Raw genomic sequence first — 23,968 nt, forward strand, 5'->3', positions numbered from 1 at the left:
GCCACGCAGAGCCGGGTCACCTCGGCCGACGGGACCGCCATAGCGCTCTACGAGTACAGCGCGCTCTACGAGTACGGCGACCCGGCGGCGCCCGTGTTGATCTGCGTGCACGGATACCCCGACAACGCGCGCCTCTGGGAACCCGTCGCCACCCGCCTCGCGGACCACTTCCGGGTCATCACGTACGACGTCAGGGGCGCGGGGAACTCGGACCACCCACGCCCGCGGTCGGCGTACCGGCTGGAGCGGTTGGAAGAGGACTTCCGGGCGGTCCTGGACGAGGTGTCGCCCGATCGGCCGGTGCAGGTGCTCGCGCACGACTGGGGTTCGATCCAGGCATGGCACTTCGTCACGAGCGATCGGTTACGCGGGCGGATCGCCTCGTACGTGTCGATCTCTGGGCCGTCGCTGGACCATGCCGGCCACTTCCTCCGAACCAGGGCCCGCCGGCGGCCCGACGAACTGATCCGGCAACTACTCCACTCCTGGTACGTCTTCTACTTCCACCTGCCACGAATCCCGGAACGCGGTTGGCGGAAGGGCTGGGCGCATCGTGTCTTCGGCCGCCTGGAACGCGTCGCCGGCGGGATCGAGAGTGCGCCCGGTGAGCGTTCTGTGGCCGACTACGTCAACGGTCTGGAGTTGTACCGGGCAAACGTCCTGCCCCGGCTCCTGAGCCCTCGGGTTCGCCGTACGGACGTACCGGTGCTGGCCGTATCGCCCGACGGCGACGCTTTCGTCACCATGCCCCTGCAGACCGACATCGCCCGCTGGGCACCCAACCTCAGCGTGCAGGTGGTCAGGGGCGGCCACTGGTTGCCCCGGAATGATCCCGGACTTGTCGCCCGATTGACCCTCGAGCACACCCGCCGGGTGGCAGGCTGGCGGGTATGAGAACGATCCTGAACCTGATCTGGCTGGTGCTGGCCGGATTCTGGCTGGCCGTCGGCTATGTGATCGCCGGCCTGATCTGCTGCGTGCTGATCATCACCATCCCGTTCGGCATCGCGTCGTTCCGGATCGCCGGCTACGCGCTCTGGCCGTTCGGCCGGACCATGGTGGACAAGCCCGGCGCCGGTGCCGCGTCGGTGATCGGCAACGTGATCTGGGTGATCGTGGCCGGCTGGTGGCTCGCGCTCGGCCACCTGGTCACCGGCATCGCGCTCTGCGTCAGCATCATCGGGATCCCGCTCGGCCTGGCGAACTTCAAGCTGATCCCGATCTCGCTGCTGCCGCTGGGCAAGGAGATCGTCTCCACCGACGAGGCCTTCGGCGCACGATGAGCAGGCAACTCACGGTCCTCGGGTCGGGTGGCGCCTGGCCGGAGGCGGGCCGGGCGTGCGCCGGATTCCTGCTCGAGTACGACGGGTTCAAGGTGGTACTCGATCTCGGGTACGCCACGCTGCCGCGGTTGCTCGAGTACTGCCCGTTGGGTGCGGTCGACGCCGTCATCGTGACGCACCAGCACCCGGACCACTGCGTCGACGTGAGCGCGCTGGCCCGGGTCCGGCACTACGAGGCGACCGAGGCCGCGCCGATCCCGCTCTACTGTCCGCCCGGGGTGGTCGACGTACTGCGGGCGCTCGAACCGCGACCGGATCCGGCCACCGTGTTCGACGTACGGGATCTCGCGGCGAGCACCGAGGTGGGGCCATTTCGGTTGGGGAGTGTGCATCTGCCGCATTACGTGACCAACCTCGGCGTACGGCTCGAGGCGCCCGATCTCATCGTCGCGTACACGGGCGACAGTGGGCCGACAGGTGTGCTGCGGGCGTTGGCCAAGGACGCGGATCTCTACATCTCCGACGCCACGTTGCAGGGGCCGCCGCCCGAGACCACGCCGCGGTACATCATGACGGCGGGGGAGGCAGCGACGTACGCGAGCGGTGCGAAGCGGTTGTTGCTGACCCACTTCTGGCCGGGCTCGGATCGGGCGATCTCGGTGGCCGAGGCCGGCGAGATCTTCGACGGCGAGGTGCTGGCCGCCGAGGAGGGTCTAGTAATCGCCCTCTGACAGGCGCGCGTGCCGGAACTTCGAGCGGTGCAGCAGGATCGCCTGGACAACCATGCCGCCGGCGCCGATCCAGAGCGCTTCGCGATGGCCGAGGTGGTCGGCGAGCAGACCGCCGAGGGGCGCGCCGATGACGATCGCGGCGCGATTGACTGATCGGATGGTGGCGTTCATCCGGCCGAGCAGGTTGGCCGGCGTGATCGCCAGCCGGTAGCTCATCTCGATCGGGCTGTCGATGCCGACGGAGATCCCGAACAGGAACTGGCTGGCGCAGAGCACGACAACACCTGCCACGCCACTGCCGGCCAGTGGGATCAGCAGGAAAGCGATCGCCGCCAGCCAACGGGCCAGGATGATCGCAGGGCCGACCCCCAGCCGGCGGCCGAACCAGCCGGACGCCGTGGCGCCGATCAGCGAGCCGAGGCCGGCGAAGGCGTAGGTCAGGCCGAGGACGAATGCGCTCAGGTCCAAGGTGGTGAGCACGAACAGTACGTAGACGGTCGTGACCAGGCCCTGGCAGACGAACCAGAGATGTGAGGCCGCCGCGAGCGGACCGAGGGTGCTGTTGCGATAGACCCAGGCGAGGCCGTCGCGGATCTCCTGGCGCAGGTCGCGCGGCTGATCGGCGCCGTGGGCAACTTCTGGGGTGAGTGGCCGGGCAGTCGCCAGGACCAGGCCCGAGATGAGGTAGGACACTGCGTCGACCAGGATCGCGACCGATGCGCCGATGAGTTTGATCAGCGCACCCGCGACCACTGGGCCGCCGGTCTGCGCGACGGCCATGGTCTGCTCGAGCCGCGCGTACGCCGGGGTGAGTAGGTCGCCCGGAACGAGTGCGGGTAGGTACGACTGGTGGGCGGCGTCGTAGGCGAGCGACAAGCTGCCGAAGACGAGTACGACCGCGATGAGGAGCGGCAGCGAGAGGACGTCGAGGGCGGCCGCGAGCGGGATCACGCCGAGTACGACGGCGCGGGCGAGGTCGGCCGTCACCAGGACGGGCTGACGGCGGTGGCGGTCGACGAAGACGCCGGCGAGTAGGCCGAAGAGGAGATAGGGCAACCATCGTGCGGCGTTGAGGATGCCGACCTCGGTGCCGCTCGCCTGCAGGGTGACGATCGCGAGAACCTGCAACGCCAGCCCGGTGACCGTCGACCCCACCATCGACACCGCATCCGCCACCCAGAACCGCACATACGCCGGATACCGCAGCAGCGGAAACCGACGGCGATCCACCCGCCGACCCTATCCAGCTACCCGCGCACGCCTGCGAACGAGGGCGGTTAGGGTGCGCCTATGGCAACCGTTCGTGCGCTTGTTCGTCGTCCCAGTCCGCGTCTGGCGGAGGGACTGGTCACCCACATCGAACGCGTCCCGGTCGACACCGACCTCGCAGTACGGCAGTGGCAGCAGTACGTCGATGCGCTGGGCGACGCAGGTTGGTCGACGATCGAGGTGCCGCCGATCGACGAGTGCCCGGACGGGGTGTTCGTCGAGGACACGATGGTGGTGTACGGCGACCTCGCGGTGATCGCGCACGCCGGTGCGACCGAGCGACGTCCGGAGGCGGCCGCGGCCGAGGCAGCCGTCGCCGCGCAGGGATACCGGATCGCCCGCATCGGCGAACCGGGCACGCTCGACGGCGGCGACATCCTGAAGGTCGGCACCACCGTGTACGCCGGTCTCGGTGGCCGCACAAACGAGGCGGGCATCACCCAGCTCCGCGAGCACCTCGAACCACTCGGCGCCGACGTCATCGCCGTACCGGTGACCAAGGTGCTGCACCTGAAGTCCGCCGTCACCGCACTGCCGGACGGCACGGTCATCGGCTACGAACCACTGGTCGACGACGCATCAGCCTTCAAGTCGTTCCGCGCGGTACCCGAGGAGTCCGGCGCCCACGTCGTCCTACTCGACGACAAGCACCTCTTGATGGCGGCCTCGGCCCCGAAGACGGCCGACTTGTTCCGCGAACTCGGCTTCACGCCGGTCGTCGTCGACATCAGCGAGTTCGAGAAGCTGGAGGGCTGCGTCACGTGTCTGTCGGTTCGTCTTCGGGGGGCTGTCTGACGAGCTTGGTCAGCTCCGGATCGTCGACCGCGAACGTCCGGACCGGGCCGGCCGGAGTACCGGCGGTTTCGAAGCGGACGGTGACTCGGCCGCGGCCCGAGCCCCAGACCCAGCCCTCGCCGTACTGCGTGTGGATGACGTCCTGGCCCGGGTGGTAGCCGTCGACCCGTTCCCTTGGACGCTCGGGCAGATCGGTGAGGTCGAGCGGCGGGTCCTCGGACTCGGTGAAGAGGTCGTCCTGGATCCAGTCGGCCAGCGAGGAGACGCCGACGCCGAGCAACCGGATGCCGCCGGAGATGTCGCTCTCCTCGAGCAGCCGCCGGGCGACCCGGGCGATCACCCGCGCGTCGTCGGTCGGACCGGCCAGGGTGGACGAGCGGGTGTGGGTGGTGAAGTCGTGCATGCGCGTCTTCACCGTCACGGTCCGGCCGGACAGTTGCGCCTTCTGCAACCGCTCGGAGACCCGGTGCGCCATCCGGTCACCGATTGCCGACAGCAACGATCGGTCGAGGAGGTCGGTCTCGAAGGTGTCCTCCACACTGACCGACTTGGTCTCCCGGTCGCTGACCACCGCGCGATCGTCGGCCGCGATCGCCAGCCGATGCAGACTCGAGCCGTGTGCTGAACCGACCTGCCGGACGAGCTCCTCCTCGTCGAGCTGCTGCAGATCGGCGACCGTCCGCACACCGGCCATGCTCAACCGCTGAGCGGTCGCCGGCCCGACGCCGGGGATCACAGTCACCTGCATCGGTGCGAGGAACGCCGCCTCGGTGCCGGGCGGAACCACGACGATCCCGTCCGGCTTGTCCAGGTCGCTCGCGATCTTGGCGATCAGCTTCGACGTACCGGCGCCGACGGACGCGGTCAGCCCGCCGCTCGCCTCCCGGATCGCGGCCTTCAGGTCCTCGGCGATCGCGTGCACGTCGTCGACGGTCAAGCCGGTCAGCCCGGTGGCGGACAGATCGACGAAGGCCTCGTCCAGCGACAACGGCTCGACCAGCGGCGACAACGCGCGCATCTGCGCCATCACCGCCTTGCTCGTCTCCCGGTAGACGTCGAACCGCGCGCCGAGATACGCCGCGTGCGGACAACGCGAACGGGCCTCCGCGGTCGACATGGCCGAGCGCACGCCGTACTTGCGGGCCTCGTACGACGCGGTCGAGACGACGCCGCGCAGCCCGATGCCGCCGACCACGACGGGCTTCCCGCGCAGCGACGGCTTGTCCCGCTGCTCGACGGCCGCGAAGAACGCGTCCAGGTCGACATGCAGGATGGACGGATCGGTGCGCACTCCCACAGTCTCCCTGGCAGCACCGACATTTCCGCACCGCCTGGCAGGATGCCGGTCATGGGCAGCTTTCCGGAGGTTTGGGACGACGGCACGACCGGCACCGGCCCCGACCATCAGGTGCATTGGTACGACGACCGCACCGCGATCATCCGGCAGGCCCTCCGGACGAACTTCGAGGGACCGTTCTGCTACCTGCTGATCGGATCCGAGCGCGCCCTCCTACTCGACACCGGCACAGGTCACGCCGACATGCGAGCAGTCGTCGACGAGTTGCTCGCGAAAACGGATGTCGAGCTGATCGTCGCGCGCACGCACGGTCACGGGGACCACATCGGCGGTGACGACCAGTTCGACGAGGTGGTCGGGGTGTCGGTCGACGAGGTCGCCGAGTTCTTCGGGATCACGGACTGGCCGGACCAGATCGTCGAGCTGGATCTCGGCGATCGGGTGCTCGACGTGATCCCGATCCCCGGTCACCAGGGCACCGACATCGCGCTCTACGACCGGAGTACGAGACTGCTCTTGACAGGGGATTCCTTGTATCCGGGACGGTTGTACGTCCCCGACTGGCCCGCGTTCCGGGCCAGCATCCAAAGGCTGGCCGGGTTCGTTGCCGCGGGCAATCCGGTGTCCTGGGTCCTGGGCGCGCACATCGAGATGCCTGACGAGCCCGGCGTGGACTACGAAATGGGCGCCGACGTCCATCCAGGCGAGCACCCGTTGCAGCTCGGGCCGGAGGTGCTGGGCGAGCTGGCCGGCGTCCTCGAGCAGGCCGGTGAGACGCCGCGGCGGATCGTCCGGGACCACTTCATCGTCTTCCCACGCTGATCCGACGCGGAATAGGTCACATCGGGGGACAGGTTCGGGCAGACTGAGGACAGCGGCGCACCGCAGGAACCAGGGAGGCGCAGATGGGCGAGGAAGTCGACAAGGTCGAGTTCACCCGAGCGGACCGGACCGCGTTCCGCGCACAGGTCCATCGCAACCTGGACGCGTTCGCCCGGATGCTGCGCGAGTCGCGGTTCGACGACGAGCGGCCGATGACCGGGATCGAGATCGAGCTGAACCTGGTGGACGAGAACTGCGATCCGGCGATGAAGAACACCGAGGTGCTGAGCGCGATCGAGGACGACGCGTTCCAGACCGAGCTGGGCCAGTTCAACGTCGAGATCAACGTGCCGCCCGGGCAGATCGACGGCGTCGGGCTGGACACGATGGAGAAGTCGATCCGGGACAGCCTGAACGCGGCCGAGGAAAAGGCGTCCAGGACCGGGTCGTCGATGGTGACCGTCGGCATCCTGCCGACCCTGATGACCGAGCACATCCACCGCGAGGCACTCAGCACCAACCCGCGGTACGCGTTGCTCAACGACCAGATCTTCGCCGCCCGTGGCGAGGACGTGCAGATCTCGATCGACGGCGTCGAGCGGCTGCAGGTCACCGCCGACACCATCGTTCCGGAGGCCGCCTGCACGTCGACACAGTTCCACCTGCAGGTCACCCCGGAGGCGTTCCCCAAGTACTGGAACGCGGCGCAGGCGATCTCCGGTGTCCAGCTTGCAGTCGGGGCCAACGCGCCGTTCCTGTTCGGCAAGGAGCTGATGCGGGAGACCCGGATCCCGTTGTTCGAGCAGGCAGCCGACACCCGCACGCACGAGCTGAAGACCCAGGGCGTCCGGCCGCGGGTCTGGTTCGGCGAACGCTGGATCACCTCGATCTTCGACCTCTTCGAGGAGAACTCGCGCTACTACCCGGCGCTGTTGCCGGTCACCTCCGACGAGGATCCGATCGCCGTTCTGGATCGCGGTGACACGCCGGCCCTTTCGGAGTTGCGGTTGCACAACGGGACGATCTATCGCTGGAACCGCCCCGTGTACGACGTTGTCCGGGAGAGACCGCATCTGCGGGTGGAGAATCGCGTACTGCCGGCCGGCCCGACTGTCGTCGACACAATGGCCAACGGCGCCTTCTATTTCGGCCTGGTCCGAGCACTCGCCGACGACGAACGTCCGATCTGGTCGCAGATGTCGTTCAGCGCGGCCGAAGAGAACTTCCACGAAGCGGCCCGGCACGGTATCGATGCCGAAGTGTTCTGGCCTGGTGTCGGCACCGCGCGCGCGACCGAACTCGTACTGCGCCGCCTGTTGCCGTTGGCATCTCGGGGACTCGACGCGTGGGGTGTCGACGGTGCCGTCCGGGATCGTTTGCTCGGCATCATCGAGCAGCGTTGCCTCACTCATCGCAACGGTGCCGCATGGCAGGCCGATGAGTTCCATCGGTTGTATACCAAGGGATCGCACGGTCGCCGGGACGCGTTGCGCGGCATGCTGCGCAAGTACCGCGATCACATGCACGCGAACACTCCGGTGCACGAGTGGCCGGTCGACTGAACCGGTTAGGCCACCCGATCAAGTAACCAACGACAGACAACGATGGACATCAGGAGGCATTTGCCGTCGGCAACGGAGCCGCACCCGGGAGCGCGCAGTACAAGGGGTTCGGCGCCGGCGGAATGCGCCGTCCGTCGCGACACGCAAGACGGTACTGGCGCGATCGGGGAAACACTGCAAGGGTGTCGCGACCAAAAGATTAGACGGTGCCCGGCCGGGTAGTAGTCGGGCATCGAGCAGGCCGAGTATGCCCCGGACCCGCCCGCTCTGGGACACAACTCCACAACGGTCACGGTCGCGACACAGATGGCGCATTTCCACAGATGCCGCGACGAGTTCAGGGCAGTATCGTTCGGAACGGGTCGACAGACACCCGGAGGTGAGGCAAGTCGATGACGACCATCGTCGTGGGTTATGTGCCGAAGGCCGAAGGGCGCGCAGCCCTGCGGCGGGCAGCAGAGGAGGCAAGCCTCCGGGACGCCAAGCTGGTGGTGGTCAACTCCCACCGGGGCGGTCGCAATTTCGACAGCGACGAGGCCGCGGCGAGTGATGCCGCGTTGACGGAGGTACGGGAGCAGCTCGACTCGACCGGTGTGCCCTATGAGGTGCGGCAACTTGTGCGTGGACTCGACCCGGCGGAGGACCTGGTGGCCGTCGCCGAGCAAGTCCATGCGGAGTTCATCGTGATCGGTCTGAGGCGCCGATCCCCGGTCGGCAAGCTCATCCTCGGCAGCAACGCCCAGCGGGTGCTGCTCGACGCTCCGTGTCCGGTGCTGGCCGTCAAGGCCGAGGAAGGGGAGGACTGAGGTGACTTCGACACGCAGCAGGAAGCTGTGCCTCGCACAGCAGCCCGACGCCGACGAGATGCTGAGCAGGGACCCGTTCGCGCTGATGGTGGGAATGCTGCTGGATCAGCAGATCCCGATGGAGCGCGCCTTCGCCGGTCCGGTCGCGATCGCCAAGCGGCTGGACGGCCCGTTCGACCCGTCCACGGTCGCCGCCTACGATCCGGACGCTTTCGTCGAGGTGGTGGCCGGGCCGCCGGCGATCCACCGGTTCCCGACCGCGATGGCGGCCCGGATCCAGACCCTGGCCAAGCACCTGGACGAGGAGTACGGCGGTAACGCCTCGGGGGTCTGGGCCGATGTCAAGTCAGGGGACGACCTGCTGGCCAGGCTGTCGGCCCTGCCGGGCTTCGGGGCGCAGAAGGCGAAGATCTTCGTCGCCCTGCTCGGCAAGCAGCTCAAGGTCCGGCCACGCGGCTGGCGCGAGGCGTCCGAACCGTACGGTGAGGATGGCGCGTACAAGTCGGTGGCGGACGTGATCGACGTGGCATCACTGGTGAAGGTGAGGCAGTTCAAGCTGGAACAACAGGTGACCCAGCAGCGGGTGGTCGCCCGGCCGTTGCGGCAGACCAGGAACAGTTGAGCGTTTCAGAGCAGTTGAGCGTTTCAGAGCAGTTGAGCGTTGAAGGGCCTTCCCCGCCGCAGCCATCCGCAGGGGTGGCGGCAGCGGGGAAGGCACGCCGTTCCGGGGGTCGCGCGAGGGCGGGGCTTGGTTCGCGGATTACAATGTACTGTTGCCGCCGCCTGACCAGCGAGCAGCCACAAAATCCAAGGCAACAACAGCACCACCGCAACGTCGTACCGCCGTACAGAAACCCTGCGTCAGACGAGAGGTAATTCGTGTCGTCCAGCTCGTCCGAGAACCTTCCCGCCGAGTCCGCCCGGGCCGTGGCCGCCACCGCCCGCAGCACGGCTCCGAGGACCAGCGCCAGAGTGCCCGACCCTGCCGCCAAGAAGGCCACCGTGAAGAAGGCCGCCCCGTCGGCGGTCAAGAAGGCAGCTGCGTCCACCAAGGAGGACGGTATCCCCGCGAAGAAGGCCGCCGCGAAGAAGGCGCCGGCGAAGAAGGCCGTGTCCGAGGCGGGTCTGGCGATCGACCCGAAGACCGGTAAGCCGCGCGCGCTGGACGAGGTCGACGAGGCCGATTTCAGCCCGGACGCGGTCAAGCCGCTGGAGAAGGAGCTGACCGAGGACGAGGGCTTCGTCGTCTCCGAGGCGGACGAGACCGACGAGCCCGAGCAGCAGGTGATGGTCGCCGGTGCCACCGCGGACCCGGTGAAGGACTACCTGAAGCAGATCGGCAAGGTCCCGCTGCTGAACGCCGAGCAGGAGGTCGAGCTCGCCAAGCGGATCGAGGCCGGCCTGTTCGCCGAGGAGCAGCTGGCGGATGAGGCCGCCAAGCTCAAGGACAAGGTCCGGGACGAGTACGACTGGATCTCCGAGGACGGCCGGCGGGCGAAGAACCACCTGCTCGAGGCCAACCTGCGCCTGGTGGTGTCGTTGGCCAAGCGGTACACGGGTCGCGGCATGCTGTTCCTGGACCTGATCCAGGAGGGCAACCTCGGTCTGATCCGCGCGGTGGAGAAGTTCGACTACACCAAGGGCTACAAGTTCTCCACCTACGCCACCTGGTGGATCCGGCAGGCGATCACCCGCGCGATGGCCGACCAGGCCCGGACCATCCGGATCCCGGTGCACATGGTCGAGGTGATCAACAAGCTGGCCCGGGTGCAGCGGCAGATGCTGCAGGACCTCGGTCGCGAGCCAACTCCGGAAGAGCTCGCCAAGGAGCTCGACATGACCCCGGAGAAGGTCATCGAGGTGCAGAAGTACGGCCGCGAGCCGATCTCGCTGCACACCCCGCTGGGCGAGGACGGCGACTCCGAGTTCGGTGACCTGATCGAGGACTCCGAGGCGATCGTGCCGGCCGAGGCGGTCTCCTTCACGCTGCTGCAGGAGCAGTTGCACGCGGTGCTGGACACGCTGTCCGAGCGCGAGGCCGGGGTCGTCTCGATGCGGTTCGGCCTGACCGACGGCCAGCCGAAGACGCTGGACGAGATCGGCAAGGTCTACGGCGTCACCCGCGAGCGGATCCGGCAGATCGAGTCCAAGACGATGTCGAAGCTGCGGCACCCGTCCCGTTCGCAGGTCCTCCGCGACTACCTGGACTGATTCGATGGGGCAGCTGATCGCCGTCGCTCTCGCGTCGACGATCGCTGCCCTCGACTCTCCGTCGCTGGCGCTTTCAGCCGCCGCCGTTCTCACGGCGGCGGCTGTTCTGTTCGCCGTTCGGCTAGTATCGCGGCCTTCCACGCCGGTGGTCGTCCCGCTGCCGCACACGGCTTTGCGTGAGCGCTCCCGCCGGGCCGAGTACTTGCGCCTGCGCAACCCGTCGACTCCCGGTCGCCCCCGCCCCAGAGCTCCCGGACGCTAGCACCCGGCTGCCAACTTCTCGGCAGCCCATCCAGTGCTATCCCGTCCCTCTTCATCCTTTGGAGCTCTGCCATGCCTTCCTTCTTCGACGCGCCCATCAGCGCTGCCTACACCCTTGTCAGCTCGCTCGCCTCACTCGTCGAACCCCTCACCGGCCCGTACGCCGCTGCCGTGGCGATCGTGCTCTGTACAGTGGCCGTCCGCTTGCTGCTGTTGCCACTCAGCCTCGCGGCTCTGCGCGGCGAACGCTCGCGGACGACGTTGCTTCCGCAGATCCGTGACCTGAGCGCGAAGCACAAAGACGATCCCGAGCGACTCCGGCGGGAGATCGCCGAACTGCAGCAGTCCTCCGGTACGACCGTGCAAGCCGGCTGCCTGCCGATGCTCGCGCAGTTGCCGTTCTTCTGGTTGCTCTACACAGTGTTCTCGACGGCGATCGTCGCCGGACAGGCGAACCAGTTGCTGGCGGGGACAGTGCTGGGCGCAGGACTCGGCCTGCACTGGCCGTTGATCGCGGCGACCCCGGCGTACGTCGTACTGGCCGTGCTGCTGGCGGTCGTCGCCTACTTCTCCTCGCGTCGGCAGGTACGCCAACTGGACGAGTCCGCACCGGCGTTGTCGCGCCGACTCGCGCGAATCCTCCCGTACGGCACCCTCGTGACCGCCGCGTTCATCCCCCTAGCGGCCGGCCTGTACCTGCTAACGACAACCACCTGGACCCTGCTGGAACGCACTGTCCTCCAGCGGTGAGTTCAGCGGGAGTGGCCGCGGTCTTGGGTGGGGACCGTGAACAGGTTGTCGGGAGCTCGGACAGGTGGTGTTGGTGTTCACGGTCCCGCGATCGTGTTCACGGTCCCGGCGCCGCGCGCGACGCGATCTGGCTCGCCGGGCGCGGGTGGACCGTGACGGCGGTCGACGTCTCGTCCGTCGCCCTGTCCCGGGCTGCCGCCCATGCTGAGACCGCCGGGGTGGCGGGCCGGATCGACTGGCAGCAGCACGAGCTGGGGGAGTCGTTCCCGGAGGGCTCGTACGATCTCGTGTCGGCTCAGTTCCTGCACTCGTTGGCGGAACTGCCGCGCGAGGAGATCCTGCGGGCGGCGGCGAATGCGGTGGCGCCGGGCGGGACCTTGCTGATCGAGGGCCATCTCGGTTTCCCGTCCTGGCAGCACGAAGCGCATCCCGAGGTGCCCTCCCCGAAGCCGGCCGAGGTGATCGAGGACCTACGGCTCGGGGAGGGCGAGTGGGAGATCCTGGTGAGCCGCGAGCATGAGCGGGAGCAGGCCGGCCCGGACGGCGAGGCGACGACGCGGGTCGACTGCACGGTGAAGGTGCGGCGGCGTCCGTAGTACCGGGCGTTTGTTCACCCGGGCGTTGGCGGGGGTTCATCGGCGGCCTGTTCGGGGCGGTGAACCTTGGCGCCATGAGCACTCCGAATCTGGTTCACGAGCTGGGGTTCCGCGTTCTCGACGAAGAGGACGACGACCCGGTCCTGCTCCGCGCGGACGGTACGCCGGTCGACACCTGGCGCGAGGGATATCCGTACGCCGAACGGCTCAGCCGCGACGTGTACGACCGGGACAAGCGGCTGCTCCAGATCGAGTTGCTGAAGCTGCAGTACTGGGTCAAACGCTCGAAGCAGAAGCTGGTGATCGTGTTCGAGGGCCGGGACGCGGCCGGCAAGGGTGGGACGATCAAGCGGTTCATGGAGCACCTGAACCCGCGCGGCGCCCGGATCGTGGCGCTGGAGAAGCCGACCGAGCGCGAGCAGACCCAGTGGTACTTCCAGCGGTACGTCGAACACCTGCCGGCTGCGGGGGAGATGGTGCTGTTCGACCGGTCCTGGTACAACCGCGCCTGCGTCGAGCGGGTGATGGGGTTCTGCTCCGACGAGGAGTACGAGGAGTTCATGCGGCAGGCGCCGGAGTTCGAGCGGATGCTGGTCCGGTCGGGGATCCTGCTGGTCAAGCTGTGGTTCTCGGTGTCGCAGGCCGAACAGCAGACCCGGTTCACGATCCGGCAGATCGACCCGGTCCGGCAGTGGAAGCTGTCGCCGACCGATCTGGCGTCGCTGGACAAGTGGGCGGACTACACGGAGGCGAAGGAAGCGATGTTCCACTACACGGACACGTCGCACGCGCCGTGGACGGTGGTCAAGAGCAACGACAAGAAGCGCGCCCGCCTGGAAGCGATGCGCCACGTCCTCAGCCTCTACGACTACTCCGACAAGGACTTCGAACTGGCGACCGCCCCCGACCCCAATGTCCTCGGCCCCGCGGCCCAGGTCCTGGAGCACGGCGAATCAGCAACCCGGAGCTTCCCCGCCCTCTGATCCCGCCTGATCCCGCTCAGGCGGAGATCGGCAGATGGACCGTGAAGGTGGCTCCGCCGCCAGGTGTGTCGGTGACGGTCACCCGACCGCGGTGCGCGGCGACCAGGGCAGCGACGATGGACAGGCCCAGGCCTGAGCCACCGGTCGAGCGGGCGCGGGCTGAGTCGGCACGGTAGAAGCGTTCGAAGACTCGCGCCTTCAGTTGGTCGTCCAGGCCGGGACCCGTATCGGCGACCTCCAGGATCGCTTCACCGTCGCGGGTGCCGACCGAGACCGCGATGGGCGCGTCGACCGGTGTGTAGTGCAGCGCGTTGCTGACCAGGTTGCCGAGCACCTGACGCAGCCGTGCCTCGTCGCCCTCGACGACCGGCGCACCCGAGTCGGGCAGGATCTTCAAGCTCACCGGGCGATCGGGCTGAACGGCCTGGACGTCGTGGACCGAGTCGCCGGCAATGGTGAGGAGGTCTACCGGCTTGTGCTGGAGAGGACGTTGCTGGTCGAGCCGGGCGAGCAGCAACAGGTCGTCGACGAGCAGGCCCATCCGCTTCGCCTCGTCCTCGATCCGCTTCATCGTGGTCGGATCGGCGGCACCGCCCTTCTGACGGGTCAGCTCGGCGAACCCCCGGATCGACGTCAACGGTGTCCGCAGCTCGTGGCTCGCATCCGCGACGAAGCGCCGCATCCGCTCCTCGGACTGCCGTGCGTTCTCCTCCGACCTGAGGGCGATCTCTTCCGACCTGCGAGCCGCGTCCTCCGACCTGCGAGCGGCCGACTCGGATGCCGTCCGCTGGGCGAAGGCGGTCTCGATCTGGCCTAGCATCTGGTTCAGGGCCAACGACAACCGCCCGACCTCGGTCCGCGGATCCCGCTGCGGGACACGCTGGCTGAGATCACCACCGGCGATCGCGACGGCGGTGTGCTCGACGTCCTCAAGTCCGCGCAGACTCCGCCGTACGACGTATGTCCCGATGCCGGCGAGCAGCACCAGCAGGATGATCCCGGTCGCGATCTGCACGCCGACCAGGCGCTGGATCGTCCGGTCCATGTCGCCCAGGCTCTGCGAGATCATCACGTAGCCGTTGCCGCCCGGCAGCGGGACCGCGAGCACCCGCCAGGTGTCATCCCCACTGGTGGCCGGCACGTTGAACGGTCTGCCGTCCCGGCCTTCGACCTGGGCGAGGGTCAGCTTGGGCAGCTCCGGCGTAGCCTCCGATTCGCGCAGCGGCTGCCGGAACTGACCCGCCGGCGCCTCGGTGCCGTCGGCCTGGAAGGCCTGGATGACGAACGCGCTCGGCAGCCGGGGCCCCTTGCCGTTGTCGGCAGGCGGCGGTTCCTGTCCGAACCGGGGCCGGTCGGAGACCTGCTGCGATACAGAACTCAGCTGCGCGTCGACGCGGTCGGTCAGGTAGCCGCGCATGATCGTGGTCGCCACCAAGCCGGACGCGAGCAGCGCCGCGGTCACCAGCGTCAGCAGGACCAGGACGATGGTGATCCGCAGCGGATACCGATCGGCCAGGCGCCGGTGGCCGTGCATCAGTTGGCGCCCCGGGGAGTGCGCAGTACGTAGCCCACGCCGCGTACAGTGTGCAATAGCTTGGGCTCACCGGTGTCCACCTTCCGGCGCAGGTAGGACATGTACGACTCGACCACCCCGGCGTCACCGGCGAAGTCGTAGTTCCAGACGGCGGACAGGATCTGCCCCTTCGACATCACTCGCTCGGCGTTCTCCAGCAGGCAGCGGAGCAACTTGAACTCGGTCAGCGACAGCTGCACCGGTACTCCGCCCTTGAACACCTCGTAGCTGTCCTCGTTCAGCTCGAGATCGCCGTACTTCAGTACTGCGGCCTCGGTGACCGCAGTCTCCCGGTGACCGGACCGGCGCAGCAGGGCGCGAACCCGGGCGACCAGCTCGTCCAGGCTGAACGGCTTGGTGACGTAGTCGTCGCCACCGGTCTGCAGGCCGAGCACCTTGTCCTCGACGGCATCGCGAGCGGTGAGGAACAGCACGGGCACGTGCCGATCCTCACCGCGCAGCCGCCGGACCACCTCGAACCCGTCGAGACCGGGCATCATCACGTCCAGTACGACGAGATCGGGCTCGACCTCACGTGCCTTGCGTAACGCCTCGGCGCCGTGGGTCGCCGTGGTCACCTCGTAGCCGGCGAAACGCAGACTCGCGGACAGCAGCTCGACGATGTTCGGCTCGTCGTCGACCACCAGCAGATGCGGGCTCATGCCCTACAGTCTGGACCCGGCACCCATGGGATCCCTGGCAGGTTCCTGGCAATCGGCTGTGAGTGTCATCGCGGACCGCGCTTGAACCCCCACTTCTCCCGGGCCGCGTCGCGGACGGTGCCGTCGTTGACACTGGTCGCGGTCGCCTTGCCGTCGGCCACGATCGCCGACACCATCACCTGGTTGCCGGTCTTCACGTCGTCGATACCGTCGCGGGCCGCGTTCACCAGGGTGTCCTCGGTCAGCGTGTACTCCTTCGTGTAGCCGTCCGCGCTCTTCACCGTGATCGACTCCTTGCTGACCGCGGTGACCTCGCCTCGCTGGGTGGCGACGGTCTGGTAGCCGCCGCCTTCCTTCTCCACCGTGAACTCGCCGTGCAACGCGCCGCCGCCGAACATGCCCATGTCGCCGTGCCGGCCGAACCCCTTGCCTGGACCGCTCTGCTCACCAGGCGTGGACGGCGAGGCTGAGGGTGAGGCCGATGGGGAAGGGGACGGGTCGGCGCTGGTGGTGGCCCAGGCGACTCCGCCCGCTGTGGTGGTGACGATCACCGCCGCGGCGGTGCCGGCCAACCGCCAGGGCTTGTCGGTGAGTTTCTGGATCGACGCCATGCTGAACTGCCTCCCGTACTGCGTACCAGGCCTCCCCTGGTACTGGTCTCCCCACCATCACGCCGGGAGCTGAAGCAGACCTCCCACCAACCTGGCAACTGCCTAAGAATCCTGAGGACTCAGACGAGGAACAGCACCGCGACGAGCCAGACGGCGGCCGCCAGCGACGTACCGATGAACTCGATCAGGACGGACAGCCCGGTGGCGCGGAGCGCGTGCTTGGTGGAGGTCCAGGCCTCGTCGTGGTTGCCGATGCGCTGCCGCTCGGACACGTACACGCCGATCGGGAACCCGACGAACATGCCGACCACCGGGATCAGGAAGAACCCGACGATCCCGAGCACCACGCCGACGAACATCGATCGTCGTGGCACCCCCGATTCGCGCAGCCGGCGCTCGGGGACGATGTACTTGACCACCTGGCTGGCACCGATCAGCACCACGGCGGCCGCCAGCACCGTCCAGCCGGTCGCGCTCTGCACCTCCAGCGCCCAGATCAGGATCGCCGCCAGGCTCAGCAACGCGCCGGGCAGCACCGGGACCACGATGCCGAGGATGCCGACGAAGATCGCCACCCCGACCAGGAACGTCGCCACACTGTTCACCGCGCCAACTCTGCCGTAAAACGGTCGGCTTAGGGTGGACACATGCCCTACTTGCACGAACTGGTCACCGCGATCGCCGCTCCCTGGGTGGTGTTGTCTCCCCGGTCGGGCCAGCTGACCGGCTCCGGCGCCGAAGGGGTTTACGCCCGCGACCGCCGGATCCTGTCCAGACTGTCCATCACCGTCGACGGGCGCGAACCGGTCCCGATCCACGTCGACGAACCGAGCGCCTGGACCAGCTCGTACGCCGCGGTCGTGGGCGGCCTCGGCGGCTCCGGCCACGACCCGACGGTGACCCTGCACCGGATCCGCGAGCTGGACGGGTCCGGCCTGCGCGAGCGGATCACCCTGGTTAACCGCTCCCAGACGACCGTCGAGGGCACCCTAGTAGTTGCCCTGGGCACCGACCTCGCGGGCACCGCCGCGGTCCGCAGCGAGGCCGCCGAAGAGTTGCCCGATCTCGAACCCACCCGGGACGGCAGCGGCTTCCACTGGAACGACTCTGCCGGCACCAGAGTGAGCGCTGTCTTCGATCCCGCGCCGACCGCCGACGGCAAGGCACCAGGGGAGGCAGCCTGGAGTCTGCGGGTCGATCCCGGCCAGGAGGCGACGATCTCGATCACGATCGGTGCCACCTTCCCGGCGACCGAAGGGTTCTCCATCGAGCCACCCGCCGACCGGCTGACCTACGCCGACGTCACGGTCGACTGTGACGACGCCCGGCTCGCCCGCTGGGTGCGCAGATCGCTGGACGACGTCGCCGGCCTCACCCTCGCGGCCGACCGGGGGCCGGATGACGCGGGGGAGCGGTACCTCGGAGCCGGACCGCCGTGGTACTTGACTCTCTTCGGCCGAGACTCGCTGATCTCCTCGGCCATGCTGATCCCGGTGGACCCGGGGCTCGCGGCCGGGACGCTGCGGGCACTGGCCCGGCGGCAGGGCACCAAGGTCGATCCGGGCGCGGCCGAGCAACCGGGGAAGATCCCGCATGAGCTTCGCGCGGAGGTCGCCGATCACGGCAGCGGCCTGGTCCTCCCGGCCGCGTACTACGGCACGCACGACGCGACCCAACTGTGGATCACCACGCTCCACAAGGCCTGGCGCTGGGGCATGCCGCGTGACGAGGTCCAGGAGCTGCTGCCCGCACTGCAGGGAGCGCTCGGCTGGATCAAGGACTACGCGGACCCGGACGGCGACGGCTTCCTCGAGTACATCGACGAGTCGGGTCACGGCTTGGCCAACCAAGGCTGGAAGGACTCCGTCGACTCCGTTCAGTGGCCCGACGGCACACTGGCGACCGCACCGATCGCCCTCTGCGAGGTCCAGGGTTACGCGTACGCCGCGGCGATCGCCGGCGCGGAATTGCTGACCGCCTTCGACCTGGACGGAGCCGACTACTGGCTCGACTGGGCAGCCGCGATGAAGGAACGCTTCCGCGCCACCTTCTGGGTCGACGGCTACCCCGCGATCGCGTTGGACGGTGACAAACGCCCGGTCGCCGGACCTGCTTCGAACATGAGCCACCTCCTCGGCACCGGCCTGCTCGACCCGGATGAGGAAGCGAAGGTCGCCGCCCTGCTGGCCGACGAGCACCTGGACAGCGGGTTCGGGATGCGAACGTTGTCCTCGGCAACGACCGGCTTCAACCCGCTCGGCTACCACACCGGCAGCGTCTGGCCGCACGACACCGCGATGGCCGTCCAAGGCATGTACGCGGCCGGCCAGGTCGCCACCGCGACGAAGTACGCGCAAGGGCTGTTGAACGCGGCCGAAGGGTTCGCCTACCGGCTGCCCGAGCTGTACGGCGGGGCGGGGGCCGGCGTGGAGAACAGCCCGACGCCTTATCCGCTGTCCTGCCGACCACAGGCGTGGGCCGCGGCGTCGGCCGTCGCGGTGGTGGTGGCCGCGCTCGGGATCTCACCGGATGTCCCCAACGGTCTGCTCGACATCACGCCGGCCGATCCGTTCCCGTGGCGCCGGCTAGAGCTGAGCGGCATCAAGATCGGCGAGCGGACCCTCTCGGTGACGTGGGAGGACGGCACACTAACGGTTCAGTGAAAGGCCGTGAGGGCGGCGAAGGCGGCGATGCATAGGTAGATCCCACCGACCATGTAACGCTGCCAGCCGCCCGTACGCCGGCCGCGCGTTGACCTGTACCGCCGGCCGATCGCGTCTGCGCCGAGTGCGTAGGAGAGGTCCAACGCGAGCGCGATCACGACCACCGCGAGCCCGAGCAGGAGCATCTCGTTGCGGACCTGGTCCGACCCGCCGCCGCGAGTGGTGAACTGGGGCAGGAACGCCAGGAAGAACAGCGCGGTCTTCGGGTTGAGCAGATTGACCAGCACGCCTTCCCGGAACACCCGGCCGAGCGGTTCCACCCGTGGGTTGCCCAACCCGTACGACGACTTCGACCGCAAGGTCTTCACGCCGAGCCAGGCCAGATACACCGCACCCGCGAGCGAGATCACGGCGAAGACGACCGGCGACGCCTGTACGACAGCGACCAGCCCGAGGGCCGCGACGATGACGTAGACGATGGTCCCGGTTTCCACCGCGACGGCCGACACCCACGCCCGCCCGACGGCCCTGCGCGAGGCTGCGCAGGGAGATGTACAGGTTGTTCGGCCCGGGCATCCCGACCAGAACCACCGTCGCCCCGGCGAACCCGAGAGCCTGCCCGATCCCCATCCCAACAACCTCCGCACTCGAAGTGGACTGCTTTCACCAGCTAGCCTGACGAAATTGGATCGCATCCACCCGAGCCAATGAGGGGACAAGTGGACCGTTCTGGTGACCCGGCCGTGCTGGCGGAGCTGATCGGCCGCAAGCTGACCGGCCGATCCGGCGGGCTGTACCGCCGCCTGGCCGACGAGCTCGCCGCGCTGATCGGCTCGGCCGACCTGCCCGTCGGCGCCCGCCTCCCGGCCGAACGCTGGCTCGCGGAGGCGCTGGCGATCAGCCGCAGCACTGTCGTCGCGGCGTACGACGAACTCAGGGCTCGGGGGCTCGTGGAGAGCCGGCGCGGAAGCGGTACGACGGTGGCCCGGTCCGCGAGCCGTGGGCGGTCGACGGCGGACAAGCGGATGCCGCCCGGGTACGGCGAGTCGCTGTTCCACCGGATCACGGTCGGTCTCGGCGAGGTGATCGCGATGACCTACGCCGTCGATCCCGGCATCCCGGAGCTCGCCGACGAACTCGCGGAGCTGGCGCGGACCGACCTGCCCGCCCTCCTGCAGGACGTCGGCTACCACCCGCGCGGTCTGCAGGTACTACGGGAACGCATCGCGGACCACTTCGACGAGGGCGGACTGCCGACGAGTCCGGACGAGATCGTGGTGACCAGTGGCGCGCATCAGGCGATCGCGCTGGCGACCCATATGTACCTGCGGACCGGGGCCGCCGTCGTGATCGAGCAGCCCAGTTGGCCGGGGTGCTTCGACCTCTTTGGCGCGGCCGGTGGACGGGTGGTCGGCGTACCGCTGGATGATGCGGGCATCCGCCCGGACCTGCTCGAGGCGGCGTTGAAGGAACACCAGCCGGCCATGCTCTTCGTGATGCCGACGTTCCACAACCCGACCGGACGATTGATGTCCGCCGTACGCCGCCGGCAGGTCGGGGAGCTGGCCGCAAAGTACGGCGTGATCGTGGTCGAGGACAACGCGTATTCCACCTGGGATCCGGCCGGACCGGAAATCCCGCCGCCGCTGGCCGCCTTCGCGCCGGCCAAGGCCGAGGTGCTGACGATCGGCTCGGTGTCGAAAGCCGTGTGGGGTGGATTGCGGATCGGCTGGGTGAGGGCGCCGCGACCGCTGGCGGAGCGGCTCGCCCGGCACAAGGCGCTGGCCGATCTGGGCAGCCCGATCATCGATCAGGCCCTGACCGCGCGGTTGCTGCCGAGGCTGCCGGAGGTCACCGCAGACCGGGGGAGACTGGCCACCGCGAGACGTGCGCACATCGGCCAGTTGCTGACCGAACAGCTGCCCGAATGGACGTGGGAAGTGCCCGAAGGTGGGTCGGCGTTGTGGGTGCGGTTGCCCGGGACCGATGCCCGGGTGTTCGCCCAGATCGCCCTCCGGCATGGGGTGGAACTCGTTCCCGGGCGGGCGATGGATCCGACCGGGGAACACGACGACTACTTGCGGATACCGTTCGCCTACTCGGCGGAAGTACTGGACGATGCGGTCGGCCGGTTGGCGCGCGCGTGGCAGGAGTTCCGCCGGCACGGACCGGCGCCCGGCGTACCGATGGTCTGAATGACGGCCGATGGTCTGAATGACGGACGGCGGCCACCCGGATCGGGTGACCGCCATCGATTAAGATCTGCTTGGGTGCGCCGTCCTCGGCGCTATGAGGCCGGGGTTACTGCTCGTCCTCCGCTGCTGAGACGGCCGGAGCGGCGTCGAGCCGGCCTGTCTCGTCGTGGATGGTGATCGCGATGTTGCGCAGCTTCTCCGAGTGTTCCCGGCCGTGGTGGGCGCAGAAGAGTAGCTCCCCACCGCTGGTCAGGGTTACACGGACGTAGGCCTGCGCGCCGCAGCGGTCACAACGGTCCGCAGCCGACAGGGTCGAACTCGGGGCGAGTGCTGTAGTCACTTGAGGCCTCATCTCATCTAGTTCCGTACTCACCAGATAGCAACATCCTGACATGCGGATCGCTTCCCGGTAGGTGCAGCGTGTCCGAATGTGAGACGAACCACCTGTTCCCTTATGACGCATATTGACGGGGAATCGTTTCGGATTCGGGTGATCTCGTGTTTCCGGTGGGTGTCGGGCGTGTCCTCTTTCACTGTGCGCCATCGGATGCTCACTGTGTGCGCCGATTCGGAGTGTCGAAACACGGCCGGATCGAGTCCAGATCGATATCTGCCGAAACACCTTTCCTGGCACGGATCCCGTCGCGTTTCTTCAGTACCCGGCCATGATGCCGCGCACACCAAAACCGGAGCACCACGCTGTCCGGAAGCGGCCCGCCTGCCACGAATTGGGGGTGCGGCTGCGTAGGCTGTGGGAGTGCGGTGGCCATGGCTGCCGCTCGATGTCTGCTTGTGAACCAGTGAAGGAGCCCAGTGGCCGCCCCGACGCCTCGCAGTACCGAGCTCGACCCGACGTACAACGCCCGTCACCTGCTGGTCCTCGAGGGCCTCGAGGCGGTCCGTAAGCGGCCGGGGATGTACATCGGCTCGACCGACAGCCGCGGTCTGATGCACTGCCTGTGGGAGATCATCGACAACGCGGTGGACGAGGCCCTGGCCGGACACGGCGAGCGGATCGATGTCGTGCTGCACAAGGACGGATCGGTCGAGGTCCGGGACCAGGCCCGCGGTATTCCGGTCGACGTCGAGCCGAAGACGAAGCTCAGCGGTGTCGAGGTGGTCTTCACCAAGTTGCACGCCGGCGGCAAGTTCGGCGGCGGGTCGTACAACGCCTCCGGTGGTCTGCACGGTGTCGGCGCCTCGGTGGTGAACGCGTTGTCGGCCCGGCTCGATGTCGAGGTCGATCGCGGCGGAGTGGTCTGGACCACGTCGTTCCGGCGCGGGGTGGCCGGCGAGTTCGACACCGAGGGTGCGAACGCGTCGTTCACGCCGGCCAAGGGGCTGCGGAAGAAGGGCCGGGCCAAGAAGGGCGTCACCGGCACCCGGATCCGGTACTGGGCGGACCGGCAGGTCTTCACCCGGGACGCGGCCTTCAACTACGACGAGCTCGTCACCCGGGCCCGGCAGACGTCGTTCCTGGTGCCCGGCCTCGCGCTGGTGGTGCGGGACGAGCGCGGCGACGAAGTGACCGAGGAGACGTTCAAGCACGACGGCGGGATCAGCGAGTTCTGCGAGTTCCTCGCCACCGACCAGCCGGTCACCGACGTGGTCCGGCTGACCGGGACGGGGCACTTCAGCGAGACCGTGCCGATGCTGGACGATGCCGGGCACATGACCCCGACCGACGTCGAGCGCGACCTGGACGTCGACATCGCGGTCCGCTGGGGCGATGGGTACGAGACCGAGCTGCGGTCGTTCGTGAACATCGTGGCCACGCCCAAGGGCGGCACCCACGTGGCCGGGTTCGAGCGGGCCGTGTCGAAGGCGTTCACCACCGTGCTGGGCAGCACCAGGCTGCTGAAGAACGGTGAGGAGATCATCAAGGACGACGTGCTGGAAGGCCTCACCTCGGTGGTGACGGTCCGGCTGGCCGAGCCGCAGTTCGACGGCCAGACCAAGGAAGTGCTCGGTACGCCGGCCGCTTCGCGGATCGTGGCGAAGGTGGTCCAGAGCGAGCTCGAGTCCTTTCTAACCTCGACCAAACGCGAGCACAAGGCGCAGGCCCGCGCAGTACTGGAGAAGGTCGTCGCTGCCTCCCGGACTCGGGTGGCCGCACGACAGCACCGGGAGCTGCAACGGCGCAAGACGGCGCTGGAGTCGTCCGCGCTGCCGGCCAAATTGGCGGACTGCCGTAGCAACGATGTGGACCGGTCGGAGCTGTTCATCGTCGAGGGTGATTCGGCCCTCGGCACCGCGAAACTGGCCCGGAACTCGGAGTTCCAGGCGCTGCTGCCGATCCGCGGCAAGATCCTGAACGTGCAGAAGGCGTCGGTCGGCGACATGCTGAAGAACGTCGAGTGCGCCTCGATCATCCAGGTGGTCGGCGCCGGCTCCGGCCGGACCTTCGATCTGGAGCAGGTCCGCTACGGCAAGATCATTTTCATGGCGGACGCCGACTCCGACGGCGCGCACATCCGCTGCCTGCTGGCGACGCTGTTCTTCCGGTACATGCGGCCGCTGGTCGACGCCGGCCGGGTGTACACCGCCGTCCCGCCGCTGCACCGCTTCGAACTGACGAACCCGAAGAAGGGGCAGGACAAGTACGTCTACACCTACAGCGACGCCGAACATCAGCGGAAGACGGCCGAGCTGATGAAGAAGGGCGTCCGCTGGAAGGAGCCCCCGCAGCGCTACAAGGGTCTCGGTGAGATGGACGCCGACCAGTTGGCGGAGACCACGATGGACCCGCGGCACCGGACGTTGCGCCGGATCACGGTCGACGACGGCGAGGCCGCGGCGAACGTGTTCGACCTGCTGATGGGCAACGACGTGGCCCCGCGCAAGGAGTTCATCGTCCAGGGCGCCTACGACCTGGACGAGAACCGCATCGACGTCTGA

23 protein-coding genes and 1 pseudogene are annotated in these 23,968 nt (G+C 68.2%); 16 read left to right on the forward strand and 8 right to left on the reverse strand.

The genetic code is table 11. The annotated features are described in order from the left end of the window. Window positions 1–39 precede the first annotated feature (39 nt). From EV643_RS29250 to EV643_RS29260, 3 genes are read left to right on the forward strand one after another with little or no spacing between them, the layout of a single operon-like run. Complete coding sequence (locus EV643_RS29250) at window positions 40–894, forward strand: alpha/beta fold hydrolase (protein WP_255513051.1); 855 nt, start codon at window positions 40–42, stop codon at window positions 892–894. After that, complete coding sequence (locus tag EV643_RS29255) at window positions 891–1,283, forward strand: YccF domain-containing protein (protein ID WP_133803382.1); 393 nt, start codon at window positions 891–893, stop codon at window positions 1,281–1,283. The genes EV643_RS29250 and EV643_RS29255 overlap by 4 nt, the downstream gene beginning before the upstream one ends. After that, window positions 1,280–2,014, forward strand: coding sequence for an MBL fold metallo-hydrolase (locus EV643_RS29260; RefSeq protein WP_133803383.1), 735 nt, complete (start codon window positions 1,280–1,282; stop codon window positions 2,012–2,014). The genes EV643_RS29255 and EV643_RS29260 overlap by 4 nt, the downstream gene beginning before the upstream one ends. Here the strand turns inward: EV643_RS29260 and EV643_RS29265 are convergent. Beyond that, entirely contained in the window at window positions 1,997–3,244 is a 1,248-nt protein-coding gene (locus EV643_RS29265; protein WP_133803384.1) for an MFS transporter, read from the reverse strand. The two genes, EV643_RS29260 and EV643_RS29265, sit on opposite strands and share 18 nt — an antisense overlap. A 60-nt stretch (window positions 3,245–3,304) precedes the next feature. Here EV643_RS29265 and ddaH point away from each other — a divergent pair, with 60 nt between their 5' ends. Beyond that, window positions 3,305–4,078, forward strand: a complete 774-nt coding sequence (gene ddaH / locus EV643_RS29270) for a dimethylargininase (RefSeq protein WP_133803385.1) — start codon at window positions 3,305–3,307, stop codon at window positions 4,076–4,078. On the opposite strand, the gene EV643_RS29275 is transcribed toward ddaH, so the two are convergent. Then, entirely contained in the window at window positions 4,041–5,369 is a 1,329-nt protein-coding gene (locus EV643_RS29275; protein WP_133803386.1) for a DNA polymerase IV, read from the reverse strand. The two genes, ddaH and EV643_RS29275, sit on opposite strands and share 38 nt — an antisense overlap. Window positions 5,370–5,426: 57 nt before the next feature. On the opposite strand from EV643_RS29275, the gene EV643_RS29280 reads away from it, so the two are divergent. From EV643_RS29280 to ppk2, 9 genes and pseudogenes are all read left to right on the forward strand, one after another. After that, window positions 5,427–6,197 carry an MBL fold metallo-hydrolase gene (locus EV643_RS29280; RefSeq protein ID WP_202869805.1) on the forward strand — a complete coding sequence of 257 codons (771 nt, stop codon included), beginning with the start codon at window positions 5,427–5,429 and terminating at the stop codon, window positions 6,195–6,197. A gap of 83 nt (window positions 6,198–6,280) precedes the next feature. Continuing rightward, window positions 6,281–7,759 carry a glutamate-cysteine ligase family protein gene (locus EV643_RS29285; protein WP_133803388.1) on the forward strand — a complete coding sequence of 493 codons (1,479 nt, stop codon included), beginning with the start codon at window positions 6,281–6,283 and terminating at the stop codon, window positions 7,757–7,759. 392 nt (window positions 7,760–8,151) lie between these two features. After that, window positions 8,152–8,565, forward strand: a complete 414-nt coding sequence (locus tag EV643_RS29290) for a universal stress protein (RefSeq protein WP_133803389.1) — start codon at window positions 8,152–8,154, stop codon at window positions 8,563–8,565. Window position 8,566: 1 nt separating this feature from the next. Next, window positions 8,567–9,187: an HhH-GPD-type base excision DNA repair protein gene (locus tag EV643_RS29295; protein ID WP_133803390.1), complete on the forward strand. Its 621-nt coding sequence runs from the start codon at window positions 8,567–8,569 to the stop codon at window positions 9,185–9,187. A gap of 284 nt (window positions 9,188–9,471) precedes the next feature. After that, window positions 9,472–10,776, forward strand: a pseudogene (locus EV643_RS29300) (RNA polymerase sigma factor); the annotation flags it as partial. Window positions 10,777–10,780: 4 nt separating this feature from the next. Further along, window positions 10,781–11,038: a DUF6412 domain-containing protein gene (locus EV643_RS45980; protein WP_238165876.1), complete on the forward strand. Its 258-nt coding sequence runs from the start codon at window positions 10,781–10,783 to the stop codon at window positions 11,036–11,038. Window positions 11,039–11,109: 71 nt separating this feature from the next. After that, window positions 11,110–11,787 (forward strand): membrane protein insertase YidC, encoded by a 678-nt coding sequence (gene yidC, locus EV643_RS29305; RefSeq protein ID WP_133803392.1) that lies wholly within the window; start codon window positions 11,110–11,112, stop codon window positions 11,785–11,787. Between the two features lie 11 nt (window positions 11,788–11,798). Then, window positions 11,799–12,383, forward strand: a complete 585-nt coding sequence (locus EV643_RS29310) for a class I SAM-dependent methyltransferase (protein WP_255513052.1) — start codon at window positions 11,799–11,801, stop codon at window positions 12,381–12,383. A 74-nt stretch (window positions 12,384–12,457) separates the two neighbouring features. Beyond that, a complete protein-coding gene (gene ppk2 / locus EV643_RS29315; protein ID WP_133803394.1) occupies window positions 12,458–13,366 on the forward strand; it encodes a polyphosphate kinase 2 in 909 nt (302 codons plus the stop codon). A 16-nt stretch (window positions 13,367–13,382) separates the two neighbouring features. Here the strand turns inward: ppk2 and EV643_RS29320 are convergent, their stop codons facing one another. From EV643_RS29320 to EV643_RS29335, 4 genes are all read right to left on the reverse strand, one after another. Beyond that, window positions 13,383–14,900, reverse strand: a complete 1,518-nt coding sequence (locus EV643_RS29320; protein WP_133803395.1) for a sensor histidine kinase — start codon at window positions 14,898–14,900, stop codon at window positions 13,383–13,385. Further along, window positions 14,900–15,601 (reverse strand): response regulator transcription factor, encoded by a 702-nt coding sequence (locus EV643_RS29325; protein ID WP_133803396.1) that lies wholly within the window; start codon window positions 15,599–15,601, stop codon window positions 14,900–14,902. The genes EV643_RS29320 and EV643_RS29325 overlap by 1 nt, the downstream gene beginning before the upstream one ends. A gap of 65 nt (window positions 15,602–15,666) precedes the next feature. Then, a complete protein-coding gene (locus EV643_RS29330; RefSeq protein WP_133803397.1) occupies window positions 15,667–16,212 on the reverse strand; it encodes a hypothetical protein in 546 nt (181 codons plus the stop codon). Between the two features lie 119 nt (window positions 16,213–16,331). Further along, on the reverse strand, window positions 16,332–16,817 hold the full coding sequence (locus EV643_RS29335) for a DUF456 domain-containing protein (RefSeq protein ID WP_133803398.1): 486 nt from the start codon (window positions 16,815–16,817) through the stop codon (window positions 16,332–16,334). A 42-nt stretch (window positions 16,818–16,859) separates the two neighbouring features. Between EV643_RS29335 and EV643_RS29340 the strand changes: the two genes are divergently transcribed. Further along, window positions 16,860–18,875 (forward strand): amylo-alpha-1,6-glucosidase, encoded by a 2,016-nt coding sequence (locus tag EV643_RS29340; protein WP_133803399.1) that lies wholly within the window; start codon window positions 16,860–16,862, stop codon window positions 18,873–18,875. Here EV643_RS29340 and EV643_RS29345 read toward each other — a convergent pair. Continuing rightward, the gene (locus EV643_RS29345) at window positions 18,869–19,384 is read right to left on the reverse strand and encodes a LysE family translocator (RefSeq protein WP_238165878.1); all 516 of its coding nucleotides are present in this window, start codon (window positions 19,382–19,384) and stop codon (window positions 18,869–18,871) included. The genes EV643_RS29340 and EV643_RS29345 overlap by 7 nt on opposite strands. Window positions 19,385–19,594: 210 nt before the next feature. Between EV643_RS29345 and EV643_RS29350 the strand changes: the two genes are divergently transcribed. Then, window positions 19,595–21,070 carry an aminotransferase-like domain-containing protein gene (locus tag EV643_RS29350; RefSeq protein WP_202869806.1) on the forward strand — a complete coding sequence of 492 codons (1,476 nt, stop codon included), beginning with the start codon at window positions 19,595–19,597 and terminating at the stop codon, window positions 21,068–21,070. A 106-nt stretch (window positions 21,071–21,176) separates the two neighbouring features. On the opposite strand, the gene EV643_RS29355 is transcribed toward EV643_RS29350, so the two are convergent. Then, complete coding sequence (locus EV643_RS29355; RefSeq protein ID WP_370452401.1) at window positions 21,177–21,422, reverse strand: DUF7455 domain-containing protein; 246 nt, start codon at window positions 21,420–21,422, stop codon at window positions 21,177–21,179. Between the two features lie 461 nt (window positions 21,423–21,883). On the opposite strand from EV643_RS29355, the gene EV643_RS29360 reads away from it, so the two are divergent. Further along, window positions 21,884–23,968 carry a DNA gyrase/topoisomerase IV subunit B gene (locus EV643_RS29360; RefSeq protein ID WP_133803402.1) on the forward strand — a complete coding sequence of 695 codons (2,085 nt, stop codon included), beginning with the start codon at window positions 21,884–21,886 and terminating at the stop codon, window positions 23,966–23,968.

This window comes from Kribbella caucasensis (assembly GCF_004361855.1).
Taxonomy (GTDB): Bacteria; Actinomycetota; Actinomycetes; order Propionibacteriales; family Kribbellaceae; genus Kribbella; species Kribbella caucasensis.

Coding starts and splice junctions, on each gene's coding strand:
- EV643_RS29255 (WP_133803382.1), top strand. CDS start 891: ATGAGAACGATCCTGAACCTGATCTGGCTGGTGCTGGCCGGATTCTGG.
- EV643_RS29260 (WP_133803383.1), top strand. CDS start 1,280: ATGAGCAGGCAACTCACGGTCCTCGGGTCGGGTGGCGCCTGGCCGGAG.
- ddaH (WP_133803385.1), top strand. CDS start 3,305: ATGGCAACCGTTCGTGCGCTTGTTCGTCGTCCCAGTCCGCGTCTGGCG.
- EV643_RS29280 (WP_202869805.1), top strand. CDS start 5,427: ATGGGCAGCTTTCCGGAGGTTTGGGACGACGGCACGACCGGCACCGGC.
- EV643_RS29285 (WP_133803388.1), top strand. CDS start 6,281: ATGGGCGAGGAAGTCGACAAGGTCGAGTTCACCCGAGCGGACCGGACC.
- EV643_RS29290 (WP_133803389.1), top strand. CDS start 8,152: ATGACGACCATCGTCGTGGGTTATGTGCCGAAGGCCGAAGGGCGCGCA.
- EV643_RS45980 (WP_238165876.1), top strand. CDS start 10,781: ATGGGGCAGCTGATCGCCGTCGCTCTCGCGTCGACGATCGCTGCCCTC.
- yidC (WP_133803392.1), top strand. CDS start 11,110: ATGCCTTCCTTCTTCGACGCGCCCATCAGCGCTGCCTACACCCTTGTC.
- ppk2 (WP_133803394.1), top strand. CDS start 12,458: ATGAGCACTCCGAATCTGGTTCACGAGCTGGGGTTCCGCGTTCTCGAC.
- EV643_RS29320 (WP_133803395.1), bottom strand. CDS start 14,900: ATGCACGGCCACCGGCGCCTGGCCGATCGGTATCCGCTGCGGATCACC.
- EV643_RS29325 (WP_133803396.1), bottom strand. CDS start 15,601: ATGAGCCCGCATCTGCTGGTGGTCGACGACGAGCCGAACATCGTCGAG.
- EV643_RS29330 (WP_133803397.1), bottom strand. CDS start 16,212: ATGGCGTCGATCCAGAAACTCACCGACAAGCCCTGGCGGTTGGCCGGC.
- EV643_RS29340 (WP_133803399.1), top strand. CDS start 16,860: ATGCCCTACTTGCACGAACTGGTCACCGCGATCGCCGCTCCCTGGGTG.
- EV643_RS29355 (WP_370452401.1), bottom strand. CDS start 21,422: ATGAGGCCTCAAGTGACTACAGCACTCGCCCCGAGTTCGACCCTGTCG.